Here is a 21,797-nt window from a genome sequence, read left to right as displayed (position 1 = left end):
CGCGATTCAGGCGCTGCGGTTTTTCAGGTAAACCGTAGCGATTTCATCGCGAGCAAGCCCGCTCCCACACAAACACTCATCCATCGCGTATCAATGCTGATGCACGTGACCGCTCATGGCTGCACGCTCGGCGCCGCCCAGTACGTTGAACAGCAGGTTCAGGGACACGGCGCTGACTGCCGCCATGGCGATGCCGCTGTGGGTGATCGGGCCCATCCAGAGTGGCAAGTGTGCGAAGAACTCGGGGCGCACCACCGGGATCAGGCCCATGCCGATGCTGACGGCCACCAGCAGTTGATTGCGGCGGTCGGCAATGTCGGCCTCCTGGAGGATTTTGATCCCCGTGGCGGCAACCATGCCGAACATCGCAATGGCGGCGCCGCCCAGTACCGCAGGCGGAATCGAGGCCACCAGGAACGCGGCTTTAGGCAACAGGCTGAGGGTGATCAGGAAGATCCCGGCCATGATCGTCACCGAGCGGCAACGCACGCCGGTCATTTGCACCAGACCGATGTTCTGGGCGAATGAAGAGTGGGTGAAGGTGTTGAAAAAGCCCGCCAGAAACGAAGCCCCGGCGTCGCACAGCAAGCCGCGACGGAGCATGCGTGGGGTGACTTCCTGGTCGGTGATCTTGCCCAGCGCCAGAAACATCCCGGTGGACTCGACAAAAATGATCACCACCACCAGACACATCGACAGGATCGGTGCCAGATGGAACTCAGGCATGCCGAAGTGCAGCGGCGTGACGATCTGGAACCACGGCGCCAGGCCGATGCCTTGCAAGTTGACCATGCCGATGGCACCACACAGGGCATAGCCCAGTGCCATGCCGATCAGTACCGAAACGTTGACCCAGAAACCGCGCATAAAGCGATTGATGAGCAAAATGGTGCCCAGCACCAGCGCCGCAATAAACAGGTAAATCGGTGAGCCGAATTGCGCTGCTGTACTGCCGCCGCCCGCCCAATTGACGGCGACCGGGAACAGTGACAGGCCAATGGAGGTAATCACGGTGCCGGTGACCAACGGCGGGAAGAAGCGCACCACCTTGGACATGAACGGCGCAATGATCATCCCGAAGAAACCGGCGGCAATGGTTGCACCAAAAATACCGGTCATGCCGATGCCCGGCATCCCGGCCATCGCCACCATGCTGCCAACGGCGGCAAAACTGGCGCCCATCATCACCGGCATGCGAATGCCCATGGGGCCGATGCCCCATGACTGGACGATGGTTGCCACGCCGGCCACCAGCAGGTCGGCGTTGATCAGAAAGGCGATTTCTTCACGACTCAGACCGGCTGCCTGGCCGATGATCAGGGGGACGGCGACAGCACCCCCGTACATCAGCAGAACGTGCTGCAGACCGACCAGAATCAATTGCAACAACGGTAGCCGCTGGATGGGTGGTGGTGCGGTTACTGCGGGTATGCGCGGTTCGGTTAAGTCGGACATGCAACACCTCGGTCATTTTTATTGTTGTGAGCTAATGGTGTGGTGGGTGGCCGCCCACGGTTTGCGGCCACCCGTGTGCGTCAGTTGATGTGGGCTCCTGAGTTGACCCAGGCACCGACCAAGTCGCGTTCTTGCTGGGTCATCTGAGTGATGTTGCCCAGCGGCATGATCGGTGTGGCGACGGCTTGCGCTTGAATGCGCGGGGCCATCAGTTGGATTTGTTGCGCGGTGTCAAACATCACCCCGGCCGGAGCCACGCTGAACAGCGGGCTGGTAGGGGAGGCAGAATGGCAAACCGTGCAGCGTTCCTGGATCACCGCGTGGACTTTTTCGAAGTCAACGCCGGCCACCGGGGCGGCGGGAGCGGCAGGGGCGGGCGCTGCTGCTGGCGGGGCATCTGCTGCTTTAACACCGCCCACAGCCGTTTCTGGCAGCGGTTGGTATTTGATGACCTTGGCCACGTCAGGCGTTGCAGGTGCAGGTTTGGGGCCAGTGACATACGCCAGGCAGACCATGCCCAATGCCGCGACCGGTAAGGTCCAGGCATATTTGTGGCTGTCGTGGCGGGTGTTGAAGTAATGGCGTACCAGCACCGCGAGTACCGCAATCCCGGCCAGGATCAGCCAGTTGTATTGGCTGCCGTAGGTGCTCGGGAAGTGGTTGCTGATCATGATGAACAGCACCGGCAAGGTGAAGTAGTTGTTGTGACGCGAACGCAGCAGGCCTTTGGCTGGCAGCGTTGGATCGGGCGTGCGGCCTTCTTTGATGGCTGCAACCAGGGCACGCTGGGCGGGCATGATGATGCGGAACACGTTGCCGACCATGATGGTGCCGATAATGGCGCCGACATGCAGATACGCGCCGCGCCCGCTGAACACTTTGCTCAGGCCGAACGCTGCGGCAACCAGCAGCAAAAAGAGGATAAAACCGAGGAGTGCCGGGCGTTTGCCCAAGGCAGAGTCGCACAGAAAATCGTAGACAAACCAGCCGGCAATCAGCGAACCAATACCGATGGCAACCGCTTCGGGGCCGCTCATGCTGGAGCCGGGTGCGATCAGGTACAGCGCCGGGTTGAAATAGAACACCAGGCAAAGCAGGGCGATGCCGGACATCCAGGTGAAGTAGGCTTCCCATTTAAACCAGTGCAGGTTCTCCGGCATGGTCGGTGGGGCCAACTTGTATTTTTCGAGGTGGTAGATACCGCCCCCGTGAATGGCCCATAAGTCGCCAGACAGGCCGTCTTTGGGGTTGGCTCGATTGAGGTTGTTCTCAAGCCAGACAAAATAAAACGACGCGCCAATCCAGGCCACACCGGTAATCATATGAATCCAGCGCACGCCCAGATTCAGCCATTCCATCAGATGTGCTTGCACAGTCTTTACCTCTCGCCTGTCACTCTTGAGTGAATGAGCAGACCTTCTCTTATTGGTGGGGGGCTAGGGTCTGTTGATGTTTCATTGCGGCCGCGACGTAAGCCCACGTGGTGCAGGGCAAGGCGCGAGAAGCGTAGTTTGGTTGTTCCCAATAAGCTTCGAGCAACGCCGCCCTGCGCCACGTGGGCTTTCGTCCCTTCGGGTCGCGTGTCAAATTTAGCCAGGCTGCGTTGCAGGACTTGAGAAGGGAACAACCATTCCCTTCGTCCTGCGCCTTGCCTGGCTAAATTTGACCCAGCGACGCGGCTCGCAATGAAACGTCAACAGACCCTAGGATCAAACGCTCATCCTCTTTAAAGAAATGCTCATCGCAGTTATTGCCTGAGCCACTGCGATCAACCACCAGGAAGTCATCCCGCTTTTCGATCGTCAGCACCGGGTGGTGCCAGACGCCGCGATGGTAATTAATGCCCTGCCTGCCATTACTGACAAAGGCGCGGACCAAGCCTGATACAGGTGCATCGCCAACGGGCGCGACCACGATCAGAAAGGGGTTGCCGAGCAGCGGAATAAACGCCTGGCTGCCCAGCGGATGGCGCTCCAGCATGCACACAGTGAACGGCATATCCTGCGCCTCGGCGCGGAAGATGCTGATGATCGCCTTGTCCTCTGGCGTAGCCGTTTCGACCTCGGCCAGACGATGAAAGCGCATGGTTGAACCGTTGTTGATCATGAAGTGGTCGCTGCCATCGGTTTCAATCACGTCACCGAATGGGGCGAAGGCTTCTTTGGTCAGCGGTTCAATCTGTAATGTGCGCATGTTGGTCTTCTTATCTGGATTGCTGTGGTGTTTGTGGTGTTGCTATCGCGGGCAAGCCCGCTCCCACATTTGAAATGCATTCCCTGTGGGAGCCGGGCTTGCCCGCGATCGGGTTTTCCTTATTTAGCGACCTTGCCCAGTACACGCAGGCGGCTTACACCGCCGTCCGGGAACAGGTTGAGGCGGATGTGGGTGATCGGGCCCAGCGCTTTGATCTGCTCGCTGAAGCTGTGCTCGGCGTGCATTTCGAGTTTTTGGCTCGGCAGCAATTCACGCCAGAACAGGCTCTGGGTTTCGATCTGGCTGTCGGTACCGCCTTTGACGAACGCGCCCTGGATCGAGCAGCTGTCCGGGTAGTTGCCTTTGAAGTGCAGGGTGTCGACGATGATTTTTTCAACTTCACCGGCGTGACCCAGTGCGACGATGACCCAGTCATTGCCAGGGGTACGGCGACGTGCGGTTTCCCAGCCATCGCCCATGTTGATGCCACGGCCCGGGTTAAGAATGTTGCTCATGCGGCCGAAGTGTTCGTCGGAGCAGGCGAGGGCGCGGCCACCATTCAGGGCGGCGGCCAGGTCGACCTGTTCGTTGTCACCCAGCGCAGACCAGTCACGGAATGGCACGCCATACACACGCAGACGCGCTACGCCGCCGTCCGGGTAGATGTTGAAACGCAGGTGGCTGAACGCCTGCTCGTTAGTGATCTCGTGGTAGTGGTGGCTGTTGCCTTGCAGCTCGACCGCCGACAGCACTTCAACCCATTGGGTGTTTTCAGTCGGCTCGCCTTCAGCCAAAAAGCAGGCTTCGAGGGAGGCCGATGGCGGGAAGTTACCGGTGAAGAATGAAGTGTCGATGTCGACGCCCTTGATAGAGCCCGGAACGCCGAGGCGGATGACGGCACTGTCATAGCCTTCAAAGCGCTTGCGGCGGGACTCCCAGCCGTCCATCCACTTGCCGTTGTCATCGAAAACGCCCTCCTTCCACACGGCCGGGGTCGGCTGGAACAGGCGGTTGGCGTCTGCGAACCAGTCATCGGTCACCGAAACAATTTTGGTGCCAAGACGGGCGTCGGCCAGGTTGACGAACTTCTCGAACGGTACGGCGTAAGCTTTCATTCTTCTGGTCTGCCTTTAAATAAGTGGCTGGAGATACGTCACCGGCACCTGCCGGCTCGGCTTAGAGCTGGCGTAATCGGAACAGGGCTATTTTGTTGATTTCTGCCAACGCGCATTTGAACTCGACGTCTGCCGGGTTGTGGATGCGAGTTTCGAACGCGGCGAGGATCTGGTGCCGGTCGCTGCCTTTTACCGCCATGATGAAGGGAAACTTGAACTTGGCTTTGTAGGCTTCGTTCAGCTCGGTGAAGCGCTGAAACTCTTCTTCCGTGCATTGGTGAATACCGGCGCCGGCTTGTTCATTAGTGCTGGCTTCGGTCAGTTGGCCCTGGACGGCAGCTTTGCCGGCCAGGTCCGGGTGAGCGTTGATCAGTGCCAGTTGGCGGTCGTGCTCGGCGCTCAATAACAGGTCGCTCATGCGCTGGTGCAGGGTGTCGATCTGATCAATGCTGGCGTCCAGGCCCAGGTCGTATGCCTTTTCGGCCACCCAGGGTGAGTGCTCGTAAATGTCGGCAAAGGCCGTGACGAACTCATCGCGGCTCAGGGTGGACGGTTTGAGGGTCTTGAAGGCGCTCATCGGTCGGTCTCGGCAACAAAAGGGTGGGTGGCGTGCCAGTGCCGGGCAATGTCGACGCGGCGGGTAAACCAGACCTGTTCGTGGCCTTTGGCGTACTCGATGAAGCGTTTGAGGGCGGCGAGACGCGCAGGGCGGCCAATGAGGCGGCAATGCAGGCCGATTGAAAGCATTTTCGGCGACTCTGCGCCTTCGGCGTACAGCACATCGAAAGCATCCTTGAGGTACTGGAAGAATTGCTCGCCGGTGTTAAAACCCTGCGCCTGAGTAAAGCGCATGTCATTGGTGTCCAGTGTGTACGGGATCACCAGGTGCGCTTTGCCGGTCGGGTTGTTGGGTTCCCAGTAGGGCAGGTCGTCGTCGTAGGTGTCGCTGTCATACAAGAAGCCGCCTTCTTCCATGACCAGCCGACGGGTGTTCGGGCCGGTGCGGCCGGTGTACCAGCCCAGCGGGCGTTCGCCGCTGATTTCGGTGAGGATGCGGATCGCTTCGAGCATGTGCTCGCGCTCCAGCGCTTCATCCATGTACTGGTAGTCGATCCAGCGATAGCCGTGGCTGCAAATCTCGTGGCCGGCGGCAACCATATGGCGGATCACATCGGGGTGACGCTGCGCGGCCATGGCCACGGCAAAAACCGTGAGCGGAATGTCGAATTCCTTGAACAACTTGAGCACCCGCCACACGCCTGCGCGGCTACCGTATTCGTACAAGGACTCCATGCACAGGTTGCGCTCGCCTTGCAGCGGCTGCGCCGAGACCATCTCCGAGAGGAAAGCTTCCGATTCTTTGTCGCCATGCAGAAGGCTGCGTTCGCCGCCTTCTTCGTAATTGAGCACAAAAGACAGGGCGATACGGGCGTTGTCCGGCCAGTGCGGATGAGGAGGGTTTGGACCGTAACCAATCAGGTCGCGTGGGTAGTCAGCGCTCACTACAGTCTTCCTTATTGTGGGTGTTAACAGTCGACTGGCCAGACTTGGCGTCTCTGCGATGACTTGATTGTATACAACTTAATAATAAATTTGTAACCCTGAATTTGTGCATTTTTATCATGCTTTGTGCTTGAAGGGTACTTGCAAAAAACTTGCCTGATTGGTCAGGTTCTGAATACAAAGTCTCTAAAGGCCGTGTCTTTAAGCGTTGATAGTCTCCAAACCTCAGGTTAGACGTGTCGCGAAAAATAGCATTTTTAATTGTGTACAATTTTTTTAATAAGTGTCTTAATCTTCGCATCACCGTGTCTTTCGGGACTTCTCTGAAGGCACGGCAACCGAATTTATTCACCGAGTCGGGGAGGTCGCACACTCAATGGGACGTTTGACTACACACGTTTTAGATGCCGCGCACGGATGTCCGGGCAGTTCGATCAAGGTCGAGCTGTACCGCGTTGAAGGTGCCCAGTTGACCTTGGTGGCGAGTGCCTTGACCAACGAAGACGGGCGCTGCGACGCACCGCTGTTGCAGGGTGACGACTACCGTTCAGGGGTTTACCAAGTACAGTTCAGTGCCGGTGATTACTACCGCGCACGGGGTGTGAAATTGCCGGAGCCGGCGTTTCTGGATGTGGTGGTGCTGCGTTTCGGGATCAGTGCCGAGCAGGATCACTACCATGTGCCGTTGCTGATCTCGCCGTACAGTTACTCGACGTACCGTGGTAGTTAGGGTTTAAAAGTTCGCATCGTGGTAGATGATTTGCCCGCTCACACTGCGGGCTTTTTTTTGCCCGCGATTTAAGCAAAACCCTGTAGCCGCTGCCGCAGGCTGCGATAAGGTCCGAAGGACCTTCGCTTCTAAAAGCGTGACCCCTTCGGGCTCAATCGCAGCCTGCGGCAGCGGCTACAGGGTTGGTATTTTCTAACGGCTCAACAACGAGGCCGTGCCCGCCACGCTGAACAAGCCGGCGCTGACCTTATTGAACCAGCTTTGCCCCTTGCCGCTGCGCAGGTAGCTCGCCGCGCCATGGGCGCCCAGGCCGTAGGCCAGCTTGCAGAGCAGGTCGAGTACGGTCCAGGTGGCGATCATCACCAGCAGTTGCCCCAAAAAGGGTTGGTTGGGGTCAAGAAACTGCGGCAAGAACGCGGCAAAGAACAAAATGTCTTTCGGGTTGCTGGCGCCGAGCACAAACGCGCGCCCAAAGAGTGCGCGAAAGCGCGGTTTTGGTGCGGCGTCCGGCACTGTAGTGGCTCTTGCCGGTTGGCGCGATTGCTTCCAGCTTTGCCAGGCCAGGTAGAACAGGTAGAGCGCGCCGACGATTTTAAGGGCGCTGAACAATTGCTCCGATGCCAGCAACAAGGCGCCCAAGCCCAGTGCCGAAGCGCTGAGCAAGCAAATCGAGGCAATCACCCCACCCAAAAACGCCGGGTAAGAACGGCGTAAGCCGTAGTTCAGGCTGTTGCTGATCATCAATAATGACAGTGGCCCTGGAATCAGGATCACGACCAAGGCGGCACTGCTGAACAGCAGCCAGGTTTCCAGACTCATTACTTTCTCCATATACCCGTACAAGCGTTTCCCGTTGCACGATCGGGGTCTGCTGATTTATGCGTTTGTATACAAATAAAGCAAGTATTGTTTTCAAATTATCAGGTTTGTCAGCTTGAACGGCTTTGCCCCAGCGCCTGATTGATCGTCAGCCAGCCGTTCACCGCTTCTTCACCGGCTTGTTCGAACACCCGTTGCAGCAATTTAACCTGTTCGCGGCGCAGGCTGGCTTCAAAGCGGACACCGTCGGCGGTCAGTTCCAGCAGGCGTTTGCGCTTGTCGGAGGGCGGCACCACGCTGACGACCAAATCCATTTCGATTAATTGGCGCAACGGCGTATTGAGGGCTTGCTTGCTCACGCCGAGCAAGGTGAGCAGTTCCTTGACGCTGACGCCGGGGTAATGGGCGATGAAAAACACGATGCGCTGATGAACCCGGCTCAGTCCGCGCCGGGCGAGCATCTCGTCGGCCTTGGCCGTGAACGCCTGGTAGCCAAAGAAGAAGGCTTGCATGGCTGCACGCTGGGTGGTCGGGTTTTTAAGGTCAAGCATATTGACGTATCCAGTCGCTGAGGCGTAATTTCGGTCAACCAGTTTGACTTATTTCCAATGATTTCTGCTACGGGTGACCTCAATGGCTTTCTCCGAACGTGTATCGCGCCTTAAAAGTTCTTTGATCCGTGAAATTCTGGCGGCTGCTCAGCGTCCGGAAGTCATGTCCTTTGCCGGCGGGCTACCGGCAGAGTCGATGCTGCCTAAAGTCGACTGGACCGACATGCCCGTCGCTCTGGGCCAGTACGGCATGAGCGAAGGCGAACCGGCCCTGCGTGAGGCGCTGGCCGCAGAGGCTCGTGCGTTAGGAGTCAACTGTGAGGCGAGCCAGGTGCTGGTGCTCAGCGGTTCGCAACAGGCACTCGACCTGGCAGCCAAGCTGTACATCGACAAAGGCACCGAAATCATGCTCGAAGCACCGACCTATCTGGCGGCGCTGCAAATCTTCCAACTGTTCGGCGCCGAATGCCTGACCTTCCCGCTACAGGCCGATGGCCCGGACCTGGCAGCGTTGCGTGTTCAGTTGGCTAAACACCGCCCGGCCTTTATCTATTTGATTCCGACCTTTCAGAACCCGTCTGCCGTGCGTTACAGCGAAGCCAAGCGCGACGCCGTGGCCGCGCTGCTCGACGAGTTCGGTGTCACCCTGATTGAAGACGAGCCGTACCGCGAACTGAACTTTGATGGCGGCAGCGCGACGCCGATTGTCAGTCGCTTGAAAACAGCCAGCTGGATCTACACCGGCACGGTGTCGAAAACCCTGTTGCCGGGCCTGCGCGTGGGCTTCCTGATTGCCAGCCCGGATTTGTTTCCGCATTTGCTGCGGCTTAAACAGTCGGCGGATTTGCACACCAACCGTATTGGCCAATGGCAGGCGTTGCAGTGGATCGGCACCGAGAAAATGGCCAACCATTTGGCGGTGTTGCGTGATTTTTACCGCGTGCGCCGTGACGGCTTCCAGGCCGCGCTGGAAGAACACTTTTCGGACCTGGCGGATTGGCAGATGCCGCAGGGTGGGCTATTTTTCTGGCTGACCCTCAAGCAGCCGCTGGATACCCGCACCCTGCTCAAGCCAGCGCTGGCACAAGACGTCGCGTTTATGCCGGGTGAGCCGTTCTTCGCCGACCCGGACCAGAACGTGGGGAGTCTGCGTTTGAACTTCAGTCACATTGATCCGGAGCGCTTGCACGAAGGTCTCAAGCGTCTGGCAATGGTTATCCGTCAAGCACACGCCGCACAGGCGGCTTAGGAGTTGCGATGCTCAAGGTTTATGGCGATTACAACTCGGGCAACTGCTACAAAATCAAGCTGATGCTGCACCTGCTGGGCCTGGAATATGAGTGGCAGTCGGTCGACATTCTCAATGGCGACACACAAACCCCTGAGTTCCTGGCAAAAAACCCGAACGGCAAAGTGCCGGTGCTGGAGCTGGAAGACGGCACCTGCCTGTGGGAGTCCAATGCGATTCTCAACTACCTGGCAGATGGCAGTGGCTACTTGCCTACCGAGCCGCGTTTGCGCACCCAGGTTTTACAGTGGCAGTTTTTTGAACAGTACAGCCACGAGCCCTACATTGCGGTGGCGCGGTTTATCCAGTTCTATCTGGGCTTGCCCGAAGAGCGCCTAGAGGAATACCGCAAGCTGCAAAAGCGCGGTTACAGGGCGCTGGAGGTGATGGAGCAGCAATTGCAACGCACGCCGTATCTGGTGGGTGAGCACTTCTCGATTGCTGACGTGACGCTGTATGCCTACACCCACGTGGCGCATCAGGGCGGGTTTGATCTGAGCAGGTTCCCGGGGATCCAGGCCTGGATACAGCGCGTGGCGAGCCAACCGCGCTATGTCGGGATGCTGGATTAAGCTGGAGCTGCCGCAGGCTGCGATGGGTTGATTTTAAACATCAATACATCGCAGCTTGCGGCTGTTACTGGCGTTTAAACGCTGGCAAACCGCGTGTTCAGGTACTCAATGATCACTTTGGAGTCATACATCCAGGTGGTCTTGCCGTCTTCTTCGATCCGCAGGCAAGGCACTTTGATCTTGCCGCCTTGCTCCAGCAGGGTCTGGCGATCTTGCTCGTTGTTTTTCGCGTCGCGCAGGGCCACCGGCACATTCAGGCGGCGCAGGTTGCGGCGGGTTTTGACGCAAAACGGGCAGGCGTGGAACTGATACAGGGTCAGGCTTTTGGCCGCTTGATCAACTTTTGCCTGGTCAGCAGCAGGGCGCTGTTTTTTGCTGGGGCGGGTAATGAAATCCCCGGCGATGATCAATTGGCCCAAACCGATGCGAAGCGCTTTGATAAACACAGTAGAAAGCCTCATGGGCAAATAAATAAAGGAGGGAGCTTAGCCGAAACAGCCAGGCGAAAAAAAACCGGCGATGAACGCCGGCTCTTTTATGCCCGGATTACTTGATCAGGCTGAGAAACTCACTGCGTGTGGCCGCGTTTTCGCGGAACTCACCCAGCATCACCGAAGTGATCATCGACGAGTTTTGCTTCTCGACACCGCGCATCATCATGCACATGTGCTTGGCTTCAATCACCACGGCAACGCCCAGGGCGCCAGTGACTTGCATCACCGCGTCGGCGATCTGACGGCTCAGGTTCTCTTGAATCTGCAGGCGACGGGCATACATGTCGACGATGCGTGCGACTTTCGACAAGCCCAGCACTTTACCGCTTGGAATGTAGGCCACGTGCGCCTTGCCGATAAAAGGCAGCAAGTGGTGTTCGCACAACGAGTACAACTCGATGTCCTTGACCAGCACCATTTCGCTGTTGTCAGAGCTGAACAAGGCACCGTTGGTGACTTCTTCGAGGGTCTGCTCATAACCGCGGCAAAGGTATTTCATGGCTTTGGCGGCACGCTTGGGCGTGTCCAGCAGACCTTCGCGGGAGACGTCTTCGCCAAGCTGACCGAGGATGGCGGTGTAGTTTTGTTCCAGGGACATTAATCTACCTGTGGGATTTTTCGCAAAGGGCAAGGGTACGGGGGCTGACTCGGCGCTGCAAGTGTGGCGATGCGCGGTTACTCGTCGCGGCCTTCCATCATGGTGCGTTTGAGCATGACGTAAACGGCACCGGCGCCGCCATGTTTGGCCTGGCAGGAGCAGAAACCCAGGACTTGGGCATGTTGGCGCAACCAGGTGTTGACGTGGCTTTTGATCATGGGTTTTTTGCCGTCCAGACGCACGGCTTTGCCATGGGTGACGCGTACGCAGCGGACTTCAAGGCGGGTGGCTTCGCCGAGGAACTCCCAGAGTGTTTCGCGGGCCTTTTCGACGGTCATGCCGTGCAGGTCCAGGCTGCCTTCGAAGCTGATCTGGCCCAGCTTGAGTTTGCGCATCTGGCTTTCTTGCACGCCATCGCGGGCCCAGTGCAGTTGATCTTCGGGGCCGACATCAATCACAAACTGGTCAGACAAACCGTCAATGATCGTGGCATTGCTGCGCACAATTGCGTTTTGCCGCAGTTTGGCCAGTTGCGCACGGTCAGTTTTGGGTTTGCCGGTGTCGGCGCGATCATGCTTGATCGGTTTGACACCGCGAATCTCGTTTTTGAACAGGGAAAAGTCGTCGTCTTGCATGTCAGCCTCCGCGAAGGGCGCACAGTTTACCCAAGTCGACGACATTCGGCAGGCCGATGTGTATTAGTCGCGCTTTTTCATCAGGTGCGGCGCCATGTTCAAGCCAAACGGTGCACGCATACGCCGACGGCTGCGGCGCCATAGCCAGATGCCCAGCCAACTGACCAGTAGCCCGGCGATCAGCACCAGCGCCGCTGCGGTGGGGTTGGCGTTCAGGTCGCCCAGAGCTGCCGGGTGGCCGATCAGGCTGCTGGCGCCGGTCAACAGTAATGCTATCCCTGCCAGTGTCAGCAGGGCAGCGAGGGTCAGAATCAGCCATGCGCGCCAGTTTCGGTGTTCTTTAGGGCGTAAGCGTCGTGCATCAAAACCATCGGAGATCTTCATTCCGATCTTTCCTTATAGGGTATCGGCCCTTCAGACAGGAACATGGGCGGGTTGTTCCTGAGGTGCTCCGAAATCGGAGTTCAAGCTGGCGCACAGCAAGGGTGCAGATAGGCGGTCAAAGGGCGCCGCCTATCAGTGGCAGGCTCAGATGAGGTTTTTGGTTTGGGCCAGGGTGGCGAAGTTGTCATTCATGATCGCCATTTCGGTTCGCTGCACGTCTGCCGCACTGATGACGCCGTTGGCGGTGGGCAGGTCGCGGGTGGCGCAGGCATCTTCGACCAGGGTGCAGCGAAAGCCGTAGTCTTTGGCGGCGCGCACGGTGGTGCTGACGCTGGAGTGGCTCATGAAGCCGCAGACGATCAGGTCCAGATGACCCTGTGTTTCCAGTGCTTCTCGCAGGCGGGTGTCGTTGAAGGCGTTGGGCATGCGCTTCTCGATAACCACTTCATCGCCTGTCGGCTCAAGCCCGGCGATGAACTCGCCGCGTGGGCCTTGCGGGTCGAACATGCCGCCGACCGTGCCCAGATGGCGAACGTGTACCACCGGGCGTTTGGCCTCACGGGCTGCTTTGAGGAGCCGGGCGATGTTGTCAGTCGCGGCTTTCATTCCGGACAGGGCCAGCGGGCCGCTGAGGTATTCGTTTTGCGCATCGATGATCAGCAGGCTGGCATTGCTCAGATTAGCTGCGGCATAACCACGCCCAGTGAGTTGAAACATCGTCTTTAAAGCGGACATTCGGGGGCTCCTTTGAGTGGGGCTTTTGCGACATTCTCCACTGGCCGAGCGTTTATGTGAATGGGCAGTCGTGTAAGCCACGCCGTTGTTGGCCTACAGCGATGTCAAGAAACATTGCAAACGTGCATAAACCTACGAAATGTAACGTTTTTAAGTTTTTTGTAACGGATTCAGACGCGTACAAATGAGTGCCCCGGATCACCGTCGGGCACAACTTTGGCCGCGTCGGAATTTGGCTGTTAGAATCGTGGGTCGATTTTGAGGAGTAAGACCGTTGATCACTTCCCGACTGCGCACACTGCGCGACCATATTCGCTGGGCTGTTAGCCATTTTCACAGGGAAGATCTATTTTTTGGTCATGGCACCGACAACGCTTGGGACGAGGCTCGTCAACTGGTGTTGGGTGCGTTGAACCTGCCGTGGGAAATTGCCGACAGCTACCTCGATTGCCGCCTTGAAGACGACGAACTGGTGAACCTTCAGCATTTGCTCAAGCGCCGCATCGAGGAGCGCGTGCCCACGGCGTACCTGTTGGGCGAAGCCTGGTTCTGCGGCATGTCGTTTATTGTCGATGAGCGCGTGTTGATTCCGCGTTCACCGATCGGTGAGTTGATCGAAAAGCGTTTCGAGCCATGGCTGGGCGTTGAACCGGCGCGCATTCTCGACTTGTGCACCGGCTCGGGCTGCATCGGTATCGCGTGTGCCGATGAGTTCCAGAATGCCGAGGTGGTGCTGGCGGATCTGTCGTTTGAAGCGCTGGAAGTGGCCAATCAGAACATTGAGCGTCACGGCGTCGATGAGCGTGTGTACACGGTGCAGGGCGATGGCTTTGATGGCTTGCCGGGCCAGCGCTTTGACTTGATTGTGTCGAACCCGCCGTATGTGGATGCCGAAGACTTTGCCGACATGCCTGCCGAGTATCAGCATGAGCCTGAGCTGGGCCTGGCCTGCGGTGATGACGGTTTGAACCTGGTACGGCGGATGCTGGCCGAAGCAGCGGATCACCTGACCGACAAAGGTTTGTTGATTGTCGAAGTTGGCAACAGCCAGGTGCATGTTGAAGCGCTGTACCCGGAAGTGGATTTTGCCTGGCTCGACTTTGAACATGGCGGCCACGGCGTGTTTATGCTGACCGCTGAGCAGTGCCGCGAGCATCAGGCGCTGTTTGCTGCACGGGTTTAAGGGCTGAAACCCGGCAGGCCCTGCAAGGGGGCCTGCCTTCAGCGATGGGTGGCAATCCAGATCAGTAAGGCGGCCTGAAACACGGCGAACGCCACCAGGCAGGTGATGGTGAAGCGTAAGCCGGTGTCTTCACGCTTGAACTTGCTGATCTTCTCGTCTTTTTCGCGCAGCTTCAGCTCTTGTTCCTGCAAGTTCTGTTCGGCCTGCTGGAGCATCTGCGCCGCTTCGAGAATCTCGACAAACTGGATTTTTTCGCTGTTCCAGGTGTTGTACAAATCCGCCGCAAGCCCCGTTTCGATCCGCGCCTTGCGATGCAGGGCGTCTTCATAGATCACGTCAAAGCCCTGGGTGCGCAAGCAATGGTCGCGGCGCAGGCGCATGTCTTCGTGCAGGGCGTCCTTGGTCGGCAAGTCGTAGCTTTCAAAGCGATAGCGTGACCATTTTTTCTGTACCCACTGCGCGCCCTGGGCCATGAGAAAGCGCCCGATACCCCGGTTCAGCGGCTCAACCAGCACGCCGCGTTCAGGGCTGATGCTGGCAAGTTGGGTGGTGTGATCAAGCCAGATATCGAGCTGGTTTTGCTCTTTGCGGACCTGTTGACCGGGCAGCGAAATGCTCAGGCGCAGCAAGCTCTGCTCTTTGTTGTGGCGCTCGGCATAACCAAACTGGACGAAGCGCAAAGGCCGCGCCCCGGTGCTGCGATCGGTGGGTAAGGGCGCCAGGCGCAGCATTTTGAAATGCTCGGGCTGCACGTCAGCCCAAGGTCGCGGGGGCGCCTCGGGCGTGGCCGGCTCTGGCGAGTCGGCAGGTTGTGATGGGGTGTCGCTCATAACGGCAAAATCCTGTGCAAGCACGATATGTCGGCTCAATGAAGACGGCCGACAATGTTTTATCGGCCGTTATGCGCAGGACTGGAGGGCTGAGCGGCATTCACTTTTGCGATAAAGCGCACAATCCGGTCACCGACTTCACCCGCGAGGCGTTGGTTGGGGTCGTTGTAGGACAGCACCTGGCGTTTGATGTCCATCGGCACAATGCGCATGACGTGGTTCATGCCGTGTACCAGGGTCAGGGATGCATCTGGCTTGGCGGCTTTAAGCAGGCGCGCATCTTTGACCTCGACCTGAATGTCGTGGGTGCCCTGAATAATCATCGCCGGCATTTTCAGTGCAGCGAAGGCTTTGGCCGGGTTATAGCGCAGCAGGCTGATCAGGTAAGGCTGCACGCTTGGGCGAAAGATCGCTTCAAGGGCTGGCGGCACGTTATCGTCGGTGTGCCCGGCTTCGAGGCTGGTGATCAGTTCAAAGCTGCGTTTGAGCAGGGCCGGCGGCAAGTTGTTGCGCTGCAATTGTTCACGCAGCAACTGACCAATAGGGCGCCCGGAACCGGCAATCGAGATGACCCCGGCGGCGTCGATGCGCGGGGCGGCCAGGACGGCAATCAGCGCGCCTTCGCTGTGGCCGAGCAAAAACACTTTGCCAAAACGCGGGTCGGCCTTGAGCTTGTCGCCCCAGGCCACGGCGTCGTTGACGTATTGGTCGACGCTCAGTTGGCGCTCATCCGGCGCGGCCGGCTGGCTTTGCGCAATGCCGCGTTTGTCAAAGCGCACGCTGGCAATGTTGTTTTGCGCCAAACGCCAGGCGAGTTTTTTCAAGCTGTCGTTGCGCCCGCCAATCGGGTTGTTGCCATCGCGGTCGGTAGGCCCGGAACCAGCAATAAGCAGGACCACCGGCACCGGCTTGTCACTTTTTGGCAACACCAGCGAGCCGTACAGAGTACCGGAGCCGGTATCCAGCTCGATGGGGCGCAGCAAGACGTTGGACTGAGTCGCCGCAAAGGCCTGAGTACCAAACAGGGTTAGAACCAGAAGGAGTATTCGCAGCATCATCACGCCATCATTGTTGAAAGTGCCGGTTACACAACACCGGATGAGTAAGGTTGGAGGATGAACTACAGAGGCAGCCTGCGTATACTGGCGCGCTTAGTTATCCAAGCTTAGTTTTTAGGCTGATTTTCACGGAGCGCCCTGAATGTCCGGCAATACCTTCGGCAAGCTGTTCACTGTTACCACCGCAGGCGAAAGCCATGGTCCGGCGTTGGTCGCTATTGTAGATGGCTGTCCACCCGGGCTCGAGCTGTCTCTTGAAGACCTGCAACGTGACCTGGACCGCCGCAAACCGGGCACTAGCCGCCACACCACACAGCGTCAGGAAGCCGACGAAGTCGAGATTCTATCCGGTGTGTTTGAAGGCCGCACCACCGGGTGCGCCATCGGTTTGTTGATCCGCAATACCGATCAGAAGTCCAAGGACTACTCGGCGATCAAGGACCTGTTCCGCCCGGCCCACGCCGACTACACCTACCACCACAAATACGGCGAGCGCGATTATCGCGGAGGTGGACGCAGTTCTGCACGTGAAACTGCCATGCGGGTAGCGGCCGGGGCGATCGCCAAAAAGTATTTGGCGACCCAGGGCATTGTGATTCGCGGCTACATGAGCCAGTTGGGCCCGATTGAAATCCCGTTCAAAACCTGGGATTCGGTCGAAGAAAACGCCTTTTTCAGCCCTGATCCGGACAAAGTGCCAGAGCTTGAAGCCTACATGGACCAACTGCGCCGTGATCAGGACTCGGTTGGGGCCAAGATCACCGTGGTGGCCGAAGGTGTGATTCCGGGGTTGGGCGAGCCAATTTTCGACCGTCTGGATGCTGATCTGGCGCACGCCTTGATGAGCATCAATGCGGTCAAAGGCATCGAAATCGGCGCCGGCTTTGCCAGCGTTGCCCAGCGCGGCACCGAGCACCGTGATGAACTGACCCCGCAGGGCTTTGTGAGCAACAATGCGGGCGGCATTTTGGGCGGTATTTCGTCGGGCCAGCCCATCGTGGCGCACCTGGCGCTCAAGCCTACGTCAAGCATCACCACGACGGGCCGCTCGATTGATAAAGACGGCAACCCGGTCGACGTCATCACCAAAGGTCGTCATGACCCGTGCGTTGGCATTCGGGCGACCCCGATTGCCGAAGCCATGATGGCCATCGTGCTGATGGACCACCTGTTGCGTCATCGCGGGCAAAACGCCGATGTGCGTGTGACGACGCCTGTGCTGGGCCAATTGTGATTCAGCGGTCGTTGAGCGCCATGGTCTGATGGCAATGGCGCCTCTTCCTTACTGGCGTTTGTCAGGGTTTTACCTTTTTTACTTCGCTTTGCTCGGTGCTACAGCGCCTTTTCTGGCGCTGTACTTCCATCACCTCGGATTCTCCAGCGCGCGCATCGGCGAGTTGGTCGCCATTCCCATGCTGATGCGCTGCGTGGCGCCCAACTTGTGGGGCTGGCTGGGTGATTACACCGGCAAGCGTCTGCTGATCGTGCGGCTGGGTGCGTTGTGCACCTTGCTCGGCTTCAGTCTGATCTTTATCAGCAAGAGCTACGCCTGGCTGGCGCTGGTGATGGCGTTGCATGCGTTCTTCTGGCACGCAGTGCTGCCGCAGTTTGAAGTCATCACCTTTGCTCACCTGCGCGAACAACCGGAGCGTTACAGCCAGGTGCGTTTGTGGGGGTCGATTGGTTTTATCCTCACCGTGGTGATTCTGGGTCGCCTGTTTGAATGGCTGAGCCTGGATATTTACCCGGTGGCGCTGGTGGTGATCATGGGCGGCATAGTGTTGTGCAGCTTGTGGGTGCCCAATGCCCAGCCTTCGAATCAGGGGCGTAAACCTCACGAGGGCGGCTTTTTCAAGCAATTGCGCAGCCCCGGCGTGATTGCGTTTTATGTGACTGTTGCGCTGATGCAACTGAGCCATGGCCCGTATTACACCTTCATCACCTTGCACCTTGAAAGCCTGGGTTACAGCCGTGGCGTGATCGGTATGCTGTGGGCGTTGGGGGTTGTGGCTGAGGTCCTGATGTTTTTGGCCATGCGCCGCATCCTGCTCAAGTTTTCGTTGCGGCGCGTATTGATGGCCAGCTTTGCCTTGGCTGCCTTGCGCTGGCTGTTGCTGGGATCATTTGCCGAATACCTGTGGGTGTTGCTGTTGGCGCAGTTGATGCACGCGGCAACGTTTGGCAGTTTTCATGCATCGGCCATGAGTTTCGTGCAGCGCAGTTTCGGGCCTGGTCAACAAGGGCAGGGGCAAGCGCTCTACGCCACCCTGGCCGGAATGGGCGGCGCGGCGGGCGCGCTTTATGCCGGTTACAGCTGGAACACACTCGGGCCGACTATCACCTTTAGTATGGCAAGCCTCGCAGCACTGGCTGCAGCCGTTATCATCGCTACTCGATTGCAAGAGGACAGGGCATGAGCCTTACCCGTGAACACTTGAGCCTGGAAATCATTGAAGCCGGGCGTTTTTTATATGGTCGCGGCTGGTCGCCGGCCACCAGCAGCAACTACTCGGCCCGGCTATCGGCCACCGAGGCGCTGCTGACGGTGTCTGGCAAGCACAAGGGCCAGTTGGGCATTGATGATGTGCTGTCCACGGATTTGTCAGGCAACAGCCTGGAACCGGGCAAAAAGCCTTCTGCGGAAACCTTGCTGCACACTCAGCTGTACAGCTGGCGCCCGGAGATCGGCGCGGTGTTGCACACGCATTCGGTGAATGCCACGGTGTTGTCGCGGCTGACGCCGGGTGACAGCATCGAATTTGAAGACTACGAACTGCAAAAGGCTTTCAGTGGTGTGTCGACCCATGAGTCGACAGTCCTTGTGCCGATTTTTGACAACGATCAGGATATCGAGCGACTGGCCGCCAAGGTTCAGCCCTGGCTTGAGGCGCACCCTGACTGCGTGGGTTACCTGATTCGTGGGCACGGTCTGTATACGTGGGGTGCGCGCATGAGCGATGCCTTGCGCCAGATCGAAGCTTTTGAGTTTTTGTTTGAATGCGAGTTGAAAACCCGCGCTGTGCTTAACCGTTAACGCTGACTTCACGTCGAAGAAGCTCGCCGCCTGATTTCAACGGTCTGCCTGAACGGCCTGGAAAAAGCCGAAAGTGCACGCCGAAGCTGAGGAACTACCCCCATGAGCAGCCTTTCTGTTTACCACGTTTCAAGCCCGGAAATACCCAACAAGGTATTGACCCACCTTGAAGACATCGCCTCCACGCTGGGCGAGCAGGGCGTGCGCTTTGAGCGCTGGCAGGCGGCTGCGCCGATCCAGCCGGGCGCCAGTCAGGACGAAGTGATCGATGCCTACCGCACGCAGATTGATCAATTGATGACTGAGCAGGGCTACGTCACTGTTGATGTCATCAGCCTTAACAGCGACCACCCGCAAAAAGCCGAGTTGCGCGCCAAGTTCCTCGATGAACACCGTCATGGCGAAGATGAAGTGCGCTTCTTCGTAGCAGGCCGTGGGCTGTTTACCTTGCATATTGGCGACTATGTGTATGCCGTGCTGTGCGAAAAAAACGACCTGATCTCAGTGCCAGCGGGCACCCCGCATTGGTTTGACATGGGCGAGCACCCGCACTTTGTGGCCATCCGGTTGTTTAACAACCCTGAAGGCTGGGTTGCCAACTTTACCGGCGAAGACATCGCCAGCCGCTTCCCGCGCCTCGAAGACTAAGGACACCGTATGCCGATCAAAGCCATCCTCACTGACATTGAAGGCACCACCAGCGCCGTCAGCTTTGTGTTTGACGTGTTGTTTCCATTTGCGGCCAAACACCTGCCTGACTTCGTCCGTGAACATGCCGAAGACCCTGAGGTTGCGATGCAACTGGGGGCGGTGCGTCTGGACAGCGGCGAGCCCGAGGCGGACGTTGAGCGGGTGATCGAGATCCTCCAACAGTGGATCGCCGAAGACCGCAAAGCCACGCCGCTTAAGGCGCTGCAGGGCATGATCTGGAAGCAGGGTTACGAGGCGGGCGAGTTGAAAGGGCACGTCTACCCGGATGCCGTCGAGGCCCTCAAGGCCTGGCATGAAAAGGGCTATGACTTGTACGTGTACTCGTCAGGTTCGATCCAGGCGCAACAACTGATTTTTGGCTGTTCGGAGGCGGGTGATCTGACCCCCTTGTTCAGTGGCTATTTCGACACCACGTCCGGGCCCAAGCGCGAAGCCCAATCGTACCGGCACATCACCGAAGCCATCGGCTGCCCGGCGGGGAAAATCCTGTTTCTATCGGACATCGTCGAAGAGCTGGACGCGGCACAACAAGCCGGCATGCAAACCTGTGGTCTGGCGCGAGAAGGCGGGAAGAAGTTGGGTGATCATCTGACGGTCAGCAGCTTTGCCGATATAGATATTTAATCTTTGAACGTGAAGGAGCGAGCTTGCTTGCGATCTTTGAAGTTGGAAAGATCGCGAGGCAAGCTCGCTCCTGCAGTTTGATCAGGCTTTTATCAACGCGTGTGATAGGTCGGCAGGGCAAAGCGGTGCTGGCTTTGCAGCAGTGAAATGGTCGGCAGTTCGCTGGCCGTACCTGCCAGATCACGACGAATCGCGCTGATCACCCAAGTCAGTTGCTCTGCGGTGTGCAACTGCGCGTATGAAATGACCCGCTGAGTCTGTTTACCTTCGCTGTCACACAACGTCAGCAATACTCCACCATCCGGGCGGGGCTTAACGTTGACGGTGTAGTTCGAAAATAGGGACGCGAATTTTTCTTGGATCAGGCTCATGTCAATCAGCTCCATTAGCTCATCTGTGCTTGCATGGAGAGGTAGTTGCAGTGATTGTGCCAGTACGTCTATCTAATAAAATCCTTTTAAATCAATGACTTGTAGTTTTGTAGTGATGCAGGATTCGTGCATTTTGCATGAATGGCCATCATGCATCCTGCATTTTGCCCAATCACACAGTTTGGTGGAGTGTTTGTACAAAAGTCGTTTACCGATTGATTGTCTCTATGCCGCTCTTGAGTAAAAAGGGGATGACACCGTTGGCCGCTCTCGGGAAACTACGGCTTTCTGTAGTCAACCTGGAGCCTCAAATGTCAGACAACAAGCCAGCCGATCAGCAACGGCAGATGACCCCCGAGGAAGCGGCTGAGTTTGCCGAGCAGGTTTTCAATAAAGCCCGCGAGGGCGACGCCGCCATGCTGGCAGCTCTGATGAGCAAGGGCTTGCCGCCTAATTTGCGTAACCACAAAGGCGACACCTTGCTGATGCTGGCCAGCTATCACGGGCATGTTGACGCTGTGAAGGTATTGCTTGAGCACAAGGCTGACCCTGAAATTCGCAATGACAACGGTCAAAGCCCGATTGCTGGCGCGGCGTTCAAAGGCGATTTGGAGATGGTCAAAACCCTGATCGAGGGCGGGGCGCAGGTTGAAGGCGCTTCGTTTGATGGTCGTACCGCCTTGATGATGGCTGCGATGTTTAATCGCACCGAAATCATTAAGTACCTGATCAGCAAAGGCGCCGATCCAAAAGCCAAGGATGCCAATGAGATCACTGCGCTGGATGCTGCCAAGACCATGGGCGCAAACGATAGCATCGCTCTGTTGAACGAGTTGTTGGGCTGATTACATGCCCTTGAGGCGCGCAATTGATATATCCTGCGCGCCCTCAATTTTCCTTGTGACAGGCCTTGC

26 protein-coding genes are annotated in these 21,797 nt (G+C 57.8%); 10 read left to right on the top strand and 16 right to left on the bottom strand.

Annotated elements, in window-relative coordinates; genetic code table 11:
• Window positions 1-90 precede the first annotated feature (90 nt).
• The 6 genes from AAEZ03_RS13545 to puuE form a co-directional block, all read right to left on the bottom strand.
• Window positions 91-1,455, bottom strand: coding sequence for a nucleobase:cation symporter-2 family protein (locus AAEZ03_RS13545; protein WP_048371302.1), 1,365 nt, complete (start codon window positions 1,453-1,455; stop codon window positions 91-93).
• A gap of 80 nt (window positions 1,456-1,535) precedes the next feature.
• Window positions 1,536-2,828 carry a urate hydroxylase PuuD gene (locus AAEZ03_RS13540; protein ID WP_048371301.1) on the bottom strand — a complete coding sequence of 431 codons (1,293 nt, stop codon included), beginning with the start codon at window positions 2,826-2,828 and terminating at the stop codon, window positions 1,536-1,538.
• 283 nt (window positions 2,829-3,111) lie between these two features.
• Window positions 3,112-3,648 (bottom strand): ureidoglycolate lyase, encoded by a 537-nt coding sequence (locus tag AAEZ03_RS13535; RefSeq protein WP_278939531.1) that lies wholly within the window; start codon window positions 3,646-3,648, stop codon window positions 3,112-3,114.
• A gap of 119 nt (window positions 3,649-3,767) precedes the next feature.
• Window positions 3,768-4,763: an allantoicase gene (alc, locus tag AAEZ03_RS13530; RefSeq protein ID WP_123751594.1), complete on the bottom strand. Its 996-nt coding sequence runs from the start codon at window positions 4,761-4,763 to the stop codon at window positions 3,768-3,770.
• Window positions 4,764-4,824: 61 nt separating this feature from the next.
• Window positions 4,825-5,340: a 2-oxo-4-hydroxy-4-carboxy-5-ureidoimidazoline decarboxylase gene (uraD, locus tag AAEZ03_RS13525; RefSeq protein WP_350579306.1), complete on the bottom strand. Its 516-nt coding sequence runs from the start codon at window positions 5,338-5,340 to the stop codon at window positions 4,825-4,827.
• The gene (gene puuE, locus AAEZ03_RS13520; protein WP_350579303.1) at window positions 5,337-6,266 is read right to left on the bottom strand and encodes an allantoinase PuuE; all 930 of its coding nucleotides are present in this window, start codon (window positions 6,264-6,266) and stop codon (window positions 5,337-5,339) included. Before puuE ends, uraD begins: the two co-directional genes overlap by 4 nt.
• A gap of 376 nt (window positions 6,267-6,642) precedes the next feature.
• Between puuE and uraH the strand changes: the two genes are divergently transcribed.
• Window positions 6,643-6,996: a hydroxyisourate hydrolase gene (uraH, locus tag AAEZ03_RS13515; RefSeq protein WP_048371291.1), complete on the top strand. Its 354-nt coding sequence runs from the start codon at window positions 6,643-6,645 to the stop codon at window positions 6,994-6,996.
• Window positions 6,997-7,188: 192 nt separating this feature from the next.
• On the opposite strand, the gene AAEZ03_RS13510 is transcribed toward uraH, so the two are convergent.
• Together AAEZ03_RS13510 and AAEZ03_RS13505 are read right to left on the bottom strand one after the other, a co-directional pair.
• On the bottom strand, window positions 7,189-7,815 hold the full coding sequence (locus AAEZ03_RS13510; RefSeq protein ID WP_048391137.1) for a LysE family translocator: 627 nt from the start codon (window positions 7,813-7,815) through the stop codon (window positions 7,189-7,191).
• Between the two features lie 110 nt (window positions 7,816-7,925).
• A complete protein-coding gene (locus tag AAEZ03_RS13505) occupies window positions 7,926-8,366 on the bottom strand; it encodes a MarR family winged helix-turn-helix transcriptional regulator (protein WP_048371286.1) in 441 nt (146 codons plus the stop codon).
• 82 nt (window positions 8,367-8,448) lie between these two features.
• Between AAEZ03_RS13505 and AAEZ03_RS13500 the strand changes: the two genes are divergently transcribed.
• Complete coding sequence (locus tag AAEZ03_RS13500) at window positions 8,449-9,615, top strand: aminotransferase-like domain-containing protein (RefSeq protein ID WP_350579299.1); 1,167 nt, start codon at window positions 8,449-8,451, stop codon at window positions 9,613-9,615.
• Between the two features lie 8 nt (window positions 9,616-9,623).
• Window positions 9,624-10,226, top strand: a complete 603-nt coding sequence (locus AAEZ03_RS13495; protein ID WP_350579296.1) for a glutathione S-transferase family protein — start codon at window positions 9,624-9,626, stop codon at window positions 10,224-10,226.
• Window positions 10,227-10,300: 74 nt separating this feature from the next.
• Here AAEZ03_RS13495 and AAEZ03_RS13490 read toward each other — a convergent pair whose 3' ends face one another.
• The 5 genes from AAEZ03_RS13490 to AAEZ03_RS13470 form a co-directional block, all read right to left on the bottom strand.
• On the bottom strand, window positions 10,301-10,672 hold the full coding sequence (locus AAEZ03_RS13490) for a glutaredoxin family protein (protein WP_048391129.1): 372 nt from the start codon (window positions 10,670-10,672) through the stop codon (window positions 10,301-10,303).
• A gap of 100 nt (window positions 10,673-10,772) precedes the next feature.
• The gene (gene folE, locus AAEZ03_RS13485; protein ID WP_048371280.1) at window positions 10,773-11,318 is read right to left on the bottom strand and encodes a GTP cyclohydrolase I FolE; all 546 of its coding nucleotides are present in this window, start codon (window positions 11,316-11,318) and stop codon (window positions 10,773-10,775) included.
• Window positions 11,319-11,395: 77 nt separating this feature from the next.
• Window positions 11,396-11,953 (bottom strand): Smr/MutS family protein, encoded by a 558-nt coding sequence (locus tag AAEZ03_RS13480; protein ID WP_350579292.1) that lies wholly within the window; start codon window positions 11,951-11,953, stop codon window positions 11,396-11,398.
• A 63-nt stretch (window positions 11,954-12,016) separates the two neighbouring features.
• Entirely contained in the window at window positions 12,017-12,337 is a 321-nt protein-coding gene (locus AAEZ03_RS13475) for a hypothetical protein (protein WP_350579290.1), read from the bottom strand.
• A gap of 144 nt (window positions 12,338-12,481) precedes the next feature.
• The gene (locus AAEZ03_RS13470; RefSeq protein WP_278939525.1) at window positions 12,482-13,072 is read right to left on the bottom strand and encodes a cysteine hydrolase family protein; all 591 of its coding nucleotides are present in this window, start codon (window positions 13,070-13,072) and stop codon (window positions 12,482-12,484) included.
• 274 nt (window positions 13,073-13,346) lie between these two features.
• On the opposite strand from AAEZ03_RS13470, the gene prmB reads away from it, so the two are divergent.
• Window positions 13,347-14,255, top strand: coding sequence for a 50S ribosomal protein L3 N(5)-glutamine methyltransferase (prmB, locus tag AAEZ03_RS13465; protein ID WP_048391125.1), 909 nt, complete (start codon window positions 13,347-13,349; stop codon window positions 14,253-14,255).
• A 38-nt stretch (window positions 14,256-14,293) separates the two neighbouring features.
• On the opposite strand, the gene AAEZ03_RS13460 is transcribed toward prmB, so the two are convergent.
• Window positions 14,294-15,085: a hypothetical protein gene (locus AAEZ03_RS13460; RefSeq protein ID WP_350579287.1), complete on the bottom strand. Its 792-nt coding sequence runs from the start codon at window positions 15,083-15,085 to the stop codon at window positions 14,294-14,296.
• Between the two features lie 59 nt (window positions 15,086-15,144).
• Complete coding sequence (locus AAEZ03_RS13455; RefSeq protein WP_350579284.1) at window positions 15,145-16,143, bottom strand: alpha/beta hydrolase; 999 nt, start codon at window positions 16,141-16,143, stop codon at window positions 15,145-15,147.
• A gap of 142 nt (window positions 16,144-16,285) precedes the next feature.
• On the opposite strand from AAEZ03_RS13455, the gene aroC reads away from it, so the two are divergent.
• From aroC to mtnC, 5 genes are all read left to right on the top strand, one after another.
• On the top strand, window positions 16,286-17,377 hold the full coding sequence (gene aroC, locus AAEZ03_RS13450; RefSeq protein WP_350579281.1) for a chorismate synthase: 1,092 nt from the start codon (window positions 16,286-16,288) through the stop codon (window positions 17,375-17,377).
• A gap of 34 nt (window positions 17,378-17,411) precedes the next feature.
• A complete protein-coding gene (locus AAEZ03_RS13445; protein ID WP_048371265.1) occupies window positions 17,412-18,560 on the top strand; it encodes an MFS transporter in 1,149 nt (382 codons plus the stop codon).
• A complete protein-coding gene (locus AAEZ03_RS13440) occupies window positions 18,557-19,177 on the top strand; it encodes a methylthioribulose 1-phosphate dehydratase (protein WP_350579277.1) in 621 nt (206 codons plus the stop codon). Before AAEZ03_RS13445 ends, AAEZ03_RS13440 begins: the two co-directional genes overlap by 4 nt.
• 102 nt (window positions 19,178-19,279) lie before the next feature.
• Window positions 19,280-19,825 (top strand): 1,2-dihydroxy-3-keto-5-methylthiopentene dioxygenase, encoded by a 546-nt coding sequence (locus AAEZ03_RS13435; protein ID WP_350579274.1) that lies wholly within the window; start codon window positions 19,280-19,282, stop codon window positions 19,823-19,825.
• A 9-nt stretch (window positions 19,826-19,834) separates the two neighbouring features.
• On the top strand, window positions 19,835-20,512 hold the full coding sequence (gene mtnC, locus AAEZ03_RS13430) for an acireductone synthase (protein ID WP_153327840.1): 678 nt from the start codon (window positions 19,835-19,837) through the stop codon (window positions 20,510-20,512).
• A gap of 92 nt (window positions 20,513-20,604) precedes the next feature.
• Here mtnC and AAEZ03_RS13425 read toward each other — a convergent pair whose 3' ends face one another.
• Complete coding sequence (locus AAEZ03_RS13425) at window positions 20,605-20,883, bottom strand: DUF3509 domain-containing protein (RefSeq protein WP_048371628.1); 279 nt, start codon at window positions 20,881-20,883, stop codon at window positions 20,605-20,607.
• A gap of 311 nt (window positions 20,884-21,194) precedes the next feature.
• Between AAEZ03_RS13425 and AAEZ03_RS13420 the strand changes: the two genes are divergently transcribed.
• Complete coding sequence (locus tag AAEZ03_RS13420) at window positions 21,195-21,728, top strand: ankyrin repeat domain-containing protein (protein ID WP_350579270.1); 534 nt, start codon at window positions 21,195-21,197, stop codon at window positions 21,726-21,728.
• The last annotated feature ends 69 nt before the right edge of the window (window positions 21,729-21,797 follow it).

Source organism: Pseudomonas sp. HY2-MNA-CIBAN-0224 (genome assembly GCF_040310285.1).
GTDB lineage: Bacteria > Pseudomonadota > Gammaproteobacteria > Pseudomonadales > Pseudomonadaceae > Aquipseudomonas > Aquipseudomonas helleri.
This window is presented reverse-complemented; position numbering and strand designations above follow the sequence as displayed.